Origin of the sequence: Streptomyces sp. B6B3 (assembly GCF_039871525.1) — a bacterium.
In the GTDB taxonomy this organism is placed as follows: domain Bacteria; phylum Actinomycetota; class Actinomycetes; order Streptomycetales; family Streptomycetaceae; genus Streptomyces.
Window position 1 is genome coordinate 615,494 of the sequence record NZ_JBDPLU010000001.1, and the last position, 12,294, is coordinate 627,787.

Genomic DNA, 12,294 nt, shown 5'->3' on the forward strand with positions numbered 1-12,294 from the left:
CGGGGCCAGGGTAGTGCGGACTTCGTGCGCGGCACGTCCAGTTGGGCGGGACGTGCCGCGCACGAAGTCGCGTCCCGACCGAACTACAGGACGTCGGCGAGGCGGTGGACCTGGTCGGGGTCGAGGCCGTAGCAGTAGAGGATGACCTCGTCGGCGCCCAGGTCGGCGAAGCCGGCGATCGCGGCGCGGATCGCGGCCGGCGTGGTGAGCAGGCCGGCGACCATCGCGTCGGCGCGGCCGGTGAAGGCGTAGTAGGCGTGCATGGCGGTCCGGGCGTCGTCGATGACGTGGTCGGGGCCGAGGGCCACGTTGAGCTGGGCGACCAAGCGGGGTTCGCCGTCGCGGTCGTACTCCTTCCAGAACCCGCGGGCGGTGTCGAACAGGCCGCCCGCCCAGGAGAGTGGGGCGGCGGCGAGGAAGCCGTCGCCCCAGCGCGCGACGCGTTCGATCGCGGCGGGCTGGAAGCCGCCGAAGAGCACCTCGGGGCCACCGGGGCTGGCCGGCGCGGGGCCGATCGGGCCGATGCCGTCGCCGTAGGGCGAGCCGGACCACGGCCGGCGCAGCACCGCCATCTGCTCGTCGAGGCGTCGGCCCCGGGTGCGCGGGTCGACGCCGGCGACCTGGTGGTCGTCGTGCCGGCCGCCAATGCCCAGGCCGAGGACGAGGCGGCCGCGCGCCGGGCGTTTCTGGGGGACGCCGGGGATCGTGGCGGCCATGGAACGCGCCGGGTTCACCGTGCTGGCTCCCGACCGTCCGCGTCGGCCACCGAGTTGGGAGGCCGAGGTGGACCACCTCGCCGCTTTCCTGCCGTCCGGGCACCGGGTGTCGGTGGTGGCCGCGTCCAACGGGTGCTCGGCGGCCGTCCGGCTGGCGCTGGCGTTTCCCCGCCGGATCACGCGCCTCCTGCTGGCCTGGCCGGCCACGGCGGGGGACCCCGAGGCGGACGCCCGCGTCCGGCGCCACCTGACCGGGCTGGGGGCGTCCGAGCGCACCATCCGGGTCCTGGTGGCGGGACGGACCCTGCGGGGCGTCTCCGACGGCGAGGCGTCGAGGCTGGCGATGCCGGTCGGACTGCTTCCCTCGGTGCCGGAGAACCGGAACCACCAACGGGCCACCGTTGACGCGCTTCGCCGCCTGCTGCCCCACAGCGAGGAGCTTCCCGGCTGCCCGGAGCCGCCGCGACCGGGCTTCGCGCCCCACCTGGACCGGTTCCTGACCTCGGTCGCCGGCTTCCTCCGGCCGGAGGGGCAGGCCTGACGGCGGGGCGGAGCCGCCCGGCGTCACACAGGTGGTCCCGGGGCGGGGCGGAAGTGGGGAATGACCTTCGTGCCCCACTGGCGGATCGTCTCCAGGCAGACGTCGTGGGGTACGCCGCCCATCTGCACGAGGCACATCACCTCGTCCGCTCCGGCGTCGGCCAGTTCCTGGACGCGGTCTCGTGCCGTGTCCGCCGTGCCGTACGGGTGGTCGGTGTTGTACGCGGCGACGTACTCGGGCCGGAACGGGACCTGGTGGGTGTCGAGTTCGTCCAGGACGGCCTGTTTCGCCGCGGCGAGCGCGTGGCCGCCGTCCGTCGTCAGGTCCTGGCTGGGCGGCGCGCCGCCGCCGTACCAGTGTCGGGACGCCTCGACGAAGAACTGCTGTCCCCGCAGGCCGATGGCGCGGGCCCGTTCGGCGTCGTCGAGGACCACGGTCGGGCAGACGACGCCGAAGTGGTCGTTGACGACCGAGGACAGCAGGCCCTCGGGGGTGCGTGCGGCGCGTGCCGCGTCGTAGACGGAGCGCCGTCGGCGGGTCAGGTCGGGGCCGCCGAAGCCGAGGACCATGGCGCCCACGCCGAGCGTGGCCGCCGTCCGCACGGTCTCCTCCTTGCTGCAGGCCATGAACAGGGGCGGGTGCGGCCGTTGCTGCGGGCGGGGCAGCACCTCGCCCGGGCCGATGTCGATGGAGCCGTGCCATTCGAACCGGTCGGTGCGCCAGATGCCGGTGATGATCTCCATGGCCTCGCGCACCTGGTCCCGCGCGGCCTCCCGATCGATCCCGAACAACGCCAGCTCCTGCGGGCTTCCGCCGTGGCCGGCGCCGATGTCGAGGCGCCCGCCGGAGAGCGCGTCGAGCATCGCGGTGCGCTCGGCGACGCGCACGGGATGCTGGTAGCCGAAGGGCATGGTGACGACGCCGTGCCCGATCCGGATGCGGGAGGTCCGGGCGGCCACCCAGGTCAGGAAGATCTCGGAGCTGCTCATGTGGGAGTACCACTTGAGCCCGTGGTGCTCGACGGCCCAGACGCGGTCGAAGCCGACCTCCTCGGCCAGCACGACCTGTTCGACGGACTCCCTCAGCAGCTGACGTTCTCGTTCCGGCGTGGGGGACGCGATCTGGCCGAGGATGAACAGAGAGAACTGCACGTGCTCCTCCTGGAGAGAGAAATCCGGGGGTCCGGGCGGGGCGCCCGGACCCCCGGTGCCGGTCAGCCGATCAGAACGTGCCGTGTGTCAGAATCCGGTGCATCCGGTGCTGGCGGACGTACTGGTGCACAGGCCGGACGCGGCGAAACGGTCGTGCGTGGGGGTCTCGGACTCCAGGAGCTGGAGCGCCAGTACCTCCTCCATCGCCTCGGTGTTCTCCATGACGGTTCTCCCTTCTCGTGTGTGGGCGGGTGGACGCGGGCAGCGGCTTTCCGTTTCCGGGAGTCGCCGCCCGCCCTTCCGGTGTCCGGAATGTCCGGAAGGGGATCAGGGGGGATCAGACGGTGAGGCCGTCCAGGGTGAAGAAGGCGTCCGGGGTGTCGTCCAGGAGGCGGGTCAGGGCGAGGAGCACGCCGGCGGAGCCGCTCCACAGGTCCGTGCTGAAACGCATGTGGAACTCGCCGTGGAAACGGACACCGGCCTCGTCGGACACCGCGTGGCAGAAGAGGGCCCGGGCCGCCCGGACCGCCTCCGCCTGGCTGGCGGGGGTGTCGGTCAGGGAGGCGTGTTCGGAGAGCGTCAGGACGAGCCCCGACTGGCCCTCGTAGAGTCCCGCGTAGAAGGTCGTCGCCAGCGTGCTGGCGCGGATCGCCTCGGCCACCGCCGTCTCCAGGTCCTCGTCGGCGACGGGGAGGAAGCGGCTGGCCACCAGGGCGAAGCCCGCGGATCCCCGGTAGAGGTACGGGTAGAGACGCTGGTCCCGGGTGGAGACGCGGAAGCCGATACCGCCGCCGGGAAAGGGGTCCGCCGCGGTCGCCTCGTCGCGCAGCAGGGCGAGTCCGGCGCGGCCGGCGCGCTCGTCGCCCAGCACGCGGTGCAGGTAGTGGTCGAGGAGCGCGATGCCGACCCGGCCGTGCAGGAGGCCGGTCGCGCCGTCGGTCTCCAGGAGGCCCAGCAGGTCGTTCCCCGAGGGGAGGGCGGCGCGGAGCCGCTGGGCCGCGTCCAGATGCCTCGGGTCCCGGTCGTGTCCGTACAGCGCCAGATGGGCCAGCGCGACGCCCGCCGTGCCCTCCCCGAGGGTGGCGGTGCGGTCCAGCAGGGGATGCTTCTCCGCCGCGTCCAGCAGCGCGTTGGCCTCGTCCGTCATCCCGTGGTCGGCCATCACCCAGGCGACGCCGGCGCTGCCGGAGTGGAGGCCGGGCGCCCCCTGCGTGCCCGCGTCGAGACCCTCGCGACGGAACCTCGCCAGAACCTCGGGCGGGACCTCCCGCCCGGCCAGGCGTAACGCGTGCAGGACGCCGGCGGTCCCGTGGATGACGGCGTGCGGGTGGGTGTAGTAGCCCTGTGGAACGGTCGGGAAGATCACCCGCCCCCCGGGGTTCGCCATGGCGAGGATCGAGTCCGCCACCGCGTTCCGCAGGTCGCGCAGGCTCCCGATCGGGTCCGCCGCCACCTGGTCGGGAGCCGGGATCCGCGTCGGGGTGTCGGTGGGGGTGAAGGCCGTGGCGCGGCGCCGGAGATGGGCCGGCGCGGGTTTCCCCGAGGAGCCGCGGATCAGTTCGTCGAGGTGCCGGAGCGCCGCCGGCTCCCGCTGCGTGACGTGGTGTTTCATGCCGAAGGTCAGGAGCTGGGCGAGCGCGGCGAGTCCGTACCGGTCGCAGTAGGTGGGATCGCGCTCCATCACCTCCCTGAGCCGGTGGCGGGGCAGCCTGGGGAAGTAGCCGGGGGTGCCGAAGAGGGAGGGCGGGTCTCCGATCCGCTCGGCCGTCTCGAAGTCGATGAGCCGCACGGCGTCGTCGTCGTCCACGAGCACGTTCCGGGGGCTGACGTCGAGGAAGACGTATCCGGCCCGGTGCAGCCGGTCCAGCGCGTCGGTCAGCTGCTCGACGATGCGGGTGCAGCGCTCCCAGTACGTCCGGTAGTAGTCGCCGTCCGGCGCGACGGTGAATCCGGGGTAGTGGTTGGTGACCCACTGCAGCAGGGACACGCCGGGGACGAACTCGGTGACGAGATAAGTGTGTTCCCAGCGCCGGAAGAACTTCACGGGTGCCGGGGCCAGACCCGGCGCCTCGTCGTGCAGGGCCCGCAGGACGCGGTGCTCGTGGGCGAGGTTCTCGGGCGCGGACGTGCCGTCCGGGGACAGGCCCGAATGCGCCCGCGCCTCCTTCACGAACACCTGCTCGCCGGTTTCCGTGACGGTGGCGAGGTAGGCGCCGCCGCCGTTGGAGTGCCGGAGCAGCCTGGTGAAGGTGAGTCCCTCGAACGAGACGGTGCGCGGCGCGGTGCCGGACGCGGCGGCGTAGTCGGGCGGCCTGCGGTCGGCGACGAAGGGGTCCGCGATTCCGTCGGGCAGGACGAAGGACAGGCCACGCACGTCGGGAACGAGCGTGCCGGACCCGTCCGGCACCATGAGCTCCTCGGTGCCGTCCGGCTTGGTGACGGGCACGTTCTCGAAGGCGCCGTACCGGTACGAGACCACGCGGGAGTCCCGCCAGCGCCGGTCGCCGAGCACGTACGGGCCCGCCTCGTCCGGCAGGGCGGCGTGCAGTTCCTCCATCAGCGTCCGGGCGGCGGCCTCGTCGGGGGGATAGGCGGCGATGAACTTGCCGTTCTGCTCCCGGGGCGCGTGCTTGTGGTGCAGCATGACGAAGTAGGTGAACGAGCCGAGGTGTTTGAAGGGGATCGCCAGCCGCACGCAGACGGCGGCCACGGCGTCGAGGACCTCCTGCGCCCGTGGCAGGGCGGCGGAGACGTGGACCTTCCAGCCGTGGGTGGCGATGCTCACCCGGGGCGGCTTGTAGACGGACCAGAAGGACGTGGTCCTGCGGTCCCAGTCGGGCGGGACGGCGTGCGCCCGAAAGATCGTCCCCGGTTCCCTGCTCTCGTGCAGCGGACGGTAGAAGTCGGGATCCGCCTGCACGTAGAAGAGGTAGTCCATCGAGCCGCCTTCACAACGGAGTCACTGTCACGGCAGTGCTGAGCGCCGCGCGGCCGCGTGAAGGCGATGACGGTCGTCCAACGGGTGTGGACCGGCGGTGGAGTCTTCTCCGTAGCTCACTACCACACCCGCCGCACCGGAATCACCCGGTCCTGACGTTGACCGGTATTCGCCGTGCCTGGCCCGAAAGCGCGATGCCGGTGAGGCCCCGGACCCCCGTTGCGTCAGGGGCGGAGGCGGTAGAGGACGTGCGGGCGGTGGGGGCCGGGCGGGAGCCAGGGGTGGTCGAAGTCGTCGGCGGGGTCGCGGGTCATGCCGAGGCGGCGCATCACTGCCTGGGAGCGGGCGTTGGCGGCCGTCGTCGCGGCGACGATCTCGGCGAGGCCCAGCTTGTCGAAGCCGAAGTCGACGGCGGCGCGCGCCGCCTCGGTGGCGTAGCCGTGACCCCAGGCCCAGGGCGCCAGCCGCCAGGCGATCTCCACGCCGGAGTACGGCAGTCCGTCCGCCGCCGTCTCCAGGCCGACCACGCCGGCGAACTCCGGCCTGGACAGCGGCTCGATCACCCACAGGCCGTGGCCGACCCCGGGCGACGGGCCGGGAGGCTGCTCGGTGACCCGCCGGTCGGCGTTCATCGTCGCCCAGGAGTCCAGGTCGGACTCGCGCCATCGGCGCAACGAGAGGCGCTCGGTGCGCAGTTCGACCCGCCCGGTATGCGCCGGCGCGGCGCCGGGCCGCTCTTGGCCGGCGTCGCCCGCGCGGAACAGGGCGGCGGGATCGGTCCACAGCTCGGGGCGCAGCTCGGCGCGGCCGCGCACCCCCAGCTTGCGGAACACGCGGGTGAGGTGCTGTTCCACGGTGCTGACGGTGATCAGCAGGGTGGTGGCGATCTCGCGGTTGCTCTGGCCGTGGGCGGCCAGCGCGGCCACCCTCAGCTCGGCCTCCGTGAGGTCGTCGGCGGCGCCCGCCGGCCCGCCGTCCCTCCCCCCGGCCCTCGGGGGCCCGGGGGCCGCACCCAGCGCGGCGGTCGACGGTACGCCGTCGGCCGCGTCCGGGGCGGCGAACCCGTGGCGCCGCAGCCGCTGGGCGCGGCGCCCGGCGGCGAACGCCGCCTCGTGCTGGCCGAGCGCGTGCTGCGCCTGGCCCAGGTCGGCCAGGGCGAGGACCAGTTCGTACCGGTCGCCGCACTGCTCCAGCTGGTCCACCGCCTGGCGGAGCAGCCGTTCCCGCTCCGTCCCCTCGACGCAGCGGGCCCGCACCCGCAGGGCCATGCCCCGGGTGCGGGAGGGGCCGGGACGCAGCGTCGGCAGCAGTTCGTCGACCACCGCCGTGGCCGCCGCGCGTTCGCCCAGCGCCAGCCGGGCCAGCGCCGTGTCGGTGTGCCAGGCGACCAGGCCAGGCACGTCGAACTGCCAGTGGGACAGCAGTCGTCGGCAGGCGTCCAGGTCCTCCAACGCGGCCCGCGGCCGGCCGGTGGCCAGCAGGTGCCGGCCGCGCGCGTGCAGGTAGTGCGGCCCGCACAGGGTCTGGAACATGGCGGGCGGCACCGGCACCGCCAGGTGCGTCTCGGCCGTCCGGTGCCGGCCCATCGCGGTGTTGGCGAGCACCAGCACCGAGAGCGGCAGGCCGATGCCCACGCCCCAACTGGCCGGCGAGAGCCGGGCGAGCGCCTCGTTCGCCTGCTGCTCCGCCGCCACCAGATCGCCCTGCCGCAACGAGATCAGGCCGCGCGCGGCGGACAGCGTCGCGTGCCACACCGGGGACTGCCGGGACTCGGCCGATTCGAGCAGCGGATCGCACCAGCGGGCCGCCTCGGCCAGCCGGTCGTCGTAGACCAGGGCGGCCAGCGCCGCGAGCACGCCGCCCAGCGACGACTCGCCGATCCGCGTGCCCTGCAGCACCTGTTCGGTCGCGTCGAGCACGCCGTCGCCCCTGCCCCAGGCCCAGGGGGCCTGGGGGGTGCCCCCGTTCGCGTGGTGCTCGCCGGCGAGCACCGCGAACAGCGCGGCCGCCGCGCGCAGCGGCCGGCCCGAGGCGTCGGGAACCCGGTCCCCGCACTCCACCACGGCCCAGCCGGGCGGGCCGGCCGGCGTCGGGCCCGGGTAGGCGCCGGGATACGCGCCGGGGAACAGGCGGGGATAGAGGCAGGACAGCAGCAGCTTCAGCGCCTCGCGGTCGGTCGCGGCCTCGTTGAAACGGGTCGTGAGCCCGCCGGACCTCGCCCGGGTCCCGGGGGCCCGGGAGGTGTCTCCCGGCCGTGGCCCGTCGGCGGTCGCGTCGGCCGGCCCGAACCACAGCAACCGGCCGAGCGCCCCCAGCGGATCGCCCCCGGTGCCCCGCCCGCGGGCACCGGGGGCCTCCGCGCCGCCCGGCGCGCTCGGTCCGCCCGGACTGCCTGGCCGGTCCGGCCCGCCCGGCCCGTCCGGCTCGACTGGCCTGCCCGACCCGAGTGTCCCGCCGGGCCCGCCTGGGCTGTCCGAACCGCCGGGCTCGACTGGGCCGTCCGACCCGCCGGATCCGCCGGATCCGCTCGCCTCGGCGGGCCGTTCGTGCCGGCCGGGGCCGGCGCCCGAGGAGAGCGGCCCGGCGGTGGGCGCGACGCGCCAACCCAGCCCGGCGAGCTCGCCCTCGATCCGTTGCCGCTGCCGGGCGTCGCGACACGCGGCCAGGGCGAGCCGCAGGTAGGTCCCGGCCCGCTCCGGCTCCGCGCCCGCCACCGCCGTGCCCGCCGCGTCCGCCAGGACGGGCACCACCCACGGCTCCCCGGCGGCGCCAGCCGACTCCGCGGCCAGCAGATGGTCGGCGACCACGCCCGCCGCCGCGCCGCGCCGGTGCAGCAGCCGGGCGACCCGGCCGTGCAGCGCGGCGCGTTCCGCCGGGGCCATGCCGTCCACCAGCACCGTCCGCACCGCCGGATGCCTGATGCGGCCCTCGACCAGCAGCCCGGTCGCGGCCAACGCGTCGAGCACCTGGGCCACATGCTGCCGCTCCAGACCGAGCAGCCGGGCCAGGAACCCGGGCGACGCCGCCTCGCCGGCGACCGCCAGCGCCTGGGCGATCGGCGTGGCCGTCGGCTCGCCGCGGCGCAGGCAGTCCAGCACCGCCCGGGCGAACGCCGCGCTCGGCGCCGGCAGGGCGTCCGGCACGGGACGCCCGCGGTGGTCCTGGGCCAGGGCGCGGACCAGCAGCGGGTTGCCCGCGGTGAGCGCCTGGCTGGCCACGCCGAACGAGCGGCGCGCGTCCGCGTCCAGATGCGGGGCGAGCATCCCGGCCTGGGCGTCGGGGGAGAGCGGCGCCAGGCCGACGCGGCGGCAGTGCGGCTGGCCGAGCAACTCCGCGTGCAGCGGCGGCCGGTCCTCGCCGAGCCCGGAGCGCTCACCGAGGACCAGCAGGATCCGGGCCGCGCCGACCCGGTACGCGAGGTAGAGCAGGAACCGCGCGGACGCGGCGTCGGCGTGCTGGACGTCGTCCACCGCGATCACCAGCGGGACCTGCGCGGCCACCGCCAACAGCATCCCGCAGAGCCCCTGGAGCACCGGCGCCGCCAGCTGGGCGCCACCGTCCTCGGGCGGCTCCCCGGTCTGGAACGCGGTGCCGCCGACGCCCTCGTCCAGCAGCCGCAGCATGTCCTCGCCGGCGCCGGGCAGCGTGGCGGCGTCCCTGACCAGACGCCGGACCAGGGCGGCCGGGGACGCCTGCTCCGCGGGGGCCGCGGCGGCGTCGAGGAGGACCGCGCCGGCCCGCCGCGCGTCCTCGGCGAAGGTCCGCAGCAGCGCGGTCTTCCCGGACGCCACGGCGCCGCTGATGATGACCACCTGTCCCCGGCCGCCCCGCGACCGGGTGAAGAGGTCCCGCAGTGTCGTCAGCTCTCGTTCCCGCTCGATGAGGTGCATGGATCCCGACCTCGGTATGTGACGACGCGCCCACGACTCACGAGGTGCCGGAGCGCGAGGTGTTGTCCCTCCGTCAGGAGTGAAGCACGGACGAAGTCACAGGGGCGTCAACGTGGTCGTCGATGGGTCGTGACCACATATGTTCGTCGGGTGTCCCAGGGGTGTCGGCGTGCGACAGTGCGACACTGGACGCGGGACCGTTGCGGTGACCAGTGAGCCTTCGGGGGAGAGGCGGTGTGGTGCATGAGCCTTGCGGAACGGTCGGCGGAGCTGCGGGAGCTGCGGAAGCTCTTCGCGGACGGCCGGCGGGGCGGCGGGGCCGTGGTGCTGATCGAGGGCGCGGCGGGCACGGGCAAGACCAGCCTGTTGCACGCCTTCGCGGAGCATGCGGTGGAGGCGGGCGGCGTCTTCCTCAGCGCCTCCGCGTCCCGCGTGGAGTGCAACCTGCCGTTGAGCGCCGCCGGGCAGCTGTTCCACAGCCCGGCGCTGTCCACCGCCGAGACCGAACGGGCCGAACAGCTGCTGAAGTACGGACTGCTGGCCGCCATGGCGCACGGCGCGGGGCAGGACTCCGAGTCGGTGGCGCACGTGCCGCCCCCGGTGCTGAGCGAGCTCTGCCGGATCCTGCTCGACGTGGCGGAGCGGTCCCCGCTGGTCATCGGCGTGGACGACGTGCACCACGCGGACGCGCCCAGCCTGCAGTTCCTGGTCTACCTGGCGCGCCGGGCCCGGCGCCGGGTGCTGATGGTGCTGACCGAGTGCCTGCGCACCTCCCGCCCGTACTCGGTGCTGCACGCCGACCTGTTGCGCCAGCCGGGCTCCCGGCACCTGCGGCTGGAGCCGCTGTCCTCGGACGGCGTGGCCGCCGCGCTGTCCGACCGCCTCGACTCCGCCGCGGTGCGCCGGGTGGCGCCGGAGTTCCACCAGGTCAGCGGCGGGAACCCGCTGCTGGTGCAGGCGCTCTGCGAGGACTTCCTGATGCGGGGTGACCAGACGTCGGGCGGGCCGGTGTTCGGCGAGGCCTTCCGGCAGGCCGTGCTGACCTGCCTCTACCACTCGGAGTCCCGGGCCCTGGCCCGGGCGGTCGCGGTGCTGTCGGAGAGCGCGTCGGGCGCGCTGCTCGGCGAGATCGTGCAGCGGGACGCCGTCTCCATAGGCCTGGCCCGGGACGCGCTGCAGGGCACCGGGCTGCTCGACACCGCCGGCTTCCGACATCCGGCGGTCTCCGCCGCGGTGTTGAGCGGCATGCGTCCCGACGAGCGGACGGCGCTGTACCTGCGCGCCGCGGAGGTGCTGCACGGGCACGGCGCCCCGGCCCAGGCGGTCGCCGGCCGGCTGCTCGACGCCGACCGGGCGCCGGCGCCGTGGGCGGTGGCCGTGCTGCGGGACGCGGCCGAACAGGAGCGGGCCGACGGGGAGCCGGCGCGGGCTATCAGCTTCCTGCGGCTGGCGCTCCAGGAATGCGCGGACGAGGACCAGCGGCCGGCCGTGCAGCTGGAGCTCGGCCGCGCCGAGTGGCAGGTGGATCCGGCCACCGCGGCGCGGCATCTGCCGGAGCTGGTGGCGGCGTTGCGGGAGGGCCGGCTGCCGCCGGAGAGCGCGGCCACGCTGCTCTCCTGGATGCTGTGGCTGGGCCGGGTGGACGACGCGGTGGAGCTGCTCGGGGACACGCCGCTGCGGTCCCGGGACCACGCCCCGGTCACCGGGTTCGAGCCGCACACCTCGTTATGGTGGCTGCGCTACGCCTACCCAGGGCTGGCCCGCAAGCTGCTGGTGGAGCGCGCCTTCCCGCCGCGCGGTGAGGGCGTGCCGGTGCCGGCCTCGTCGTCGTTCCGCATCGACGCCATGCTGGAGAGCCTGCTGCGACGCGGCGGCCACCGGGAGGCGACGCTCCGGGCCGAGCAGCTGCTCGGCGAGACCGGCGTCGGAGGCCGGGCCTGGAAGTCGCTGACCGCGATCGCGACGCTGGTCACCATCGACGAGCTGGACCGGGCGGAGCGCGCCTGCGTGTTCCTGGAGACGCCGGCGAGCGGCTGGACGCCGCTGGAGGCGGCCGTCTACGCGGCGCTGCGCGCCTCGATCCACGCCCGGCGCGGCGAGTTGGAGCCGGCCGAGCAACGCGCGCACGAGGCCCTGTCGTTGATCACGCCGAAGGGCTGGGGAGTGGCCGTGGGAATTCCGCTGGCCATCATCCTGTGGACGCTGACCGCCCGCGGCCGGTACGAGAAGGCGGAGACGTACCTGGACACCCCGGTGTCGCAGGCGATGTTCCACACCCCGCACGCGCTGCCCTATCTCCAGGCGCGCGGCAAGTACTACCTGGCGGTCGAACGGCCCAAGGCGGCGCTGGCCGAGTTCCGGGCCTGCGGCGACCTGATGACCAACTGGAGCCTGGACATGCCGGCGTTCGTGCCCTGGCGGACGGACCTGGCCGAGGCGCACCTCGCGCTGGGCAACGGCGACGTGGCGAGGGCGCTGGCCACCGAGCAGCTGAAGCGGCTGAACCACGAGCAGTTCCGCACCCGCGGCATCACCCTGCGGGTGCTGGGCCGGACCGTGGAGGGCGAGCAGCGGATGCGCTGGCTCGGCGCCGCGGTGCAGGCGCTGGAGCGGTCGGGCGACCGGCTCGAGCTCTCCGGCGCGCTCGCCGACCTGGCCGCGGCCTACCGGGACGACGGGCACGTCGCCTCGGCGCGGGCGATGACGCAGCGGTCCCGTCAGCTCGCGGCGGAATGCGGTGCCGCCGGCGCGCTCGCCGCGGAGACGCCGGAGCTGGAGTCGCCCGAGCAGCCCGCGCCGGCCGCCGGCGACGGGGTCACGGAGCTCAGCCAGGCCGAGCGGCGGGTGGCCGCGCTGGCCGCCGGCGGGTTCACCAACCGTCAGATAGCGCGGCGGCTGCACGTGACCATGAGCACGGTGGAGCAGCATCTGACCCGCGCCTACCGCAAGCTGAAGATAAACGGCCGGTCCGATCTGCCGCTGGACTCACTGCTGTGGTCGAAGGAGAATCCCGCCTGATCGTTCGTCGTGCCCGCGCGACGGTAGTGTCAGTGGTGCC

At 74.8% G+C, this 12,294-nt stretch carries 6 protein-coding genes and 1 pseudogene; 2 read left to right on the top strand and 5 right to left on the bottom strand.

The annotated features are described in order from the left end of the window. Positions 1–83 precede the first annotated feature (83 nt). A pseudogene (locus ABGB06_RS02665) lies at positions 84–671 on the bottom strand (LLM class flavin-dependent oxidoreductase); the annotation flags it as partial. Between the two features lie 43 nt (positions 672–714). Between ABGB06_RS02665 and ABGB06_RS02670 the strand changes: the two are divergent. After that, the gene (locus tag ABGB06_RS02670) at positions 715–1,257 is read left to right on the top strand and encodes an alpha/beta hydrolase (RefSeq protein ID WP_347584982.1); all 543 of its coding nucleotides are present in this window, start codon (positions 715–717) and stop codon (positions 1,255–1,257) included. A 23-nt stretch (positions 1,258–1,280) separates the two neighbouring features. Here ABGB06_RS02670 and ABGB06_RS02675 read toward each other — a convergent pair whose 3' ends face one another. From ABGB06_RS02675 to ABGB06_RS02690, 4 genes are all read right to left on the bottom strand, one after another. Further along, on the bottom strand, positions 1,281–2,408 hold the full coding sequence (locus ABGB06_RS02675; protein ID WP_347584983.1) for an LLM class flavin-dependent oxidoreductase: 1,128 nt from the start codon (positions 2,406–2,408) through the stop codon (positions 1,281–1,283). Between the two features lie 87 nt (positions 2,409–2,495). Further along, positions 2,496–2,630: a class III lanthipeptide gene (locus tag ABGB06_RS02680; protein WP_347584984.1), complete on the bottom strand. Its 135-nt coding sequence runs from the start codon at positions 2,628–2,630 to the stop codon at positions 2,496–2,498. Between the two features lie 115 nt (positions 2,631–2,745). After that, positions 2,746–5,346 carry a class III lanthionine synthetase LanKC gene (lanKC, locus tag ABGB06_RS02685; RefSeq protein WP_347584985.1) on the bottom strand — a complete coding sequence of 867 codons (2,601 nt, stop codon included), beginning with the start codon at positions 5,344–5,346 and terminating at the stop codon, positions 2,746–2,748. A gap of 224 nt (positions 5,347–5,570) precedes the next feature. Then, the gene (locus ABGB06_RS02690) at positions 5,571–9,236 is read right to left on the bottom strand and encodes a GNAT family N-acetyltransferase (protein WP_347584986.1); all 3,666 of its coding nucleotides are present in this window, start codon (positions 9,234–9,236) and stop codon (positions 5,571–5,573) included. Between the two features lie 243 nt (positions 9,237–9,479). Between ABGB06_RS02690 and ABGB06_RS02695 the strand changes: the two genes are divergently transcribed. Beyond that, positions 9,480–12,254 (top strand): AAA family ATPase, encoded by a 2,775-nt coding sequence (locus ABGB06_RS02695; protein WP_347584987.1) that lies wholly within the window; start codon positions 9,480–9,482, stop codon positions 12,252–12,254. Positions 12,255–12,294: the final 40 nt, after the last annotated feature.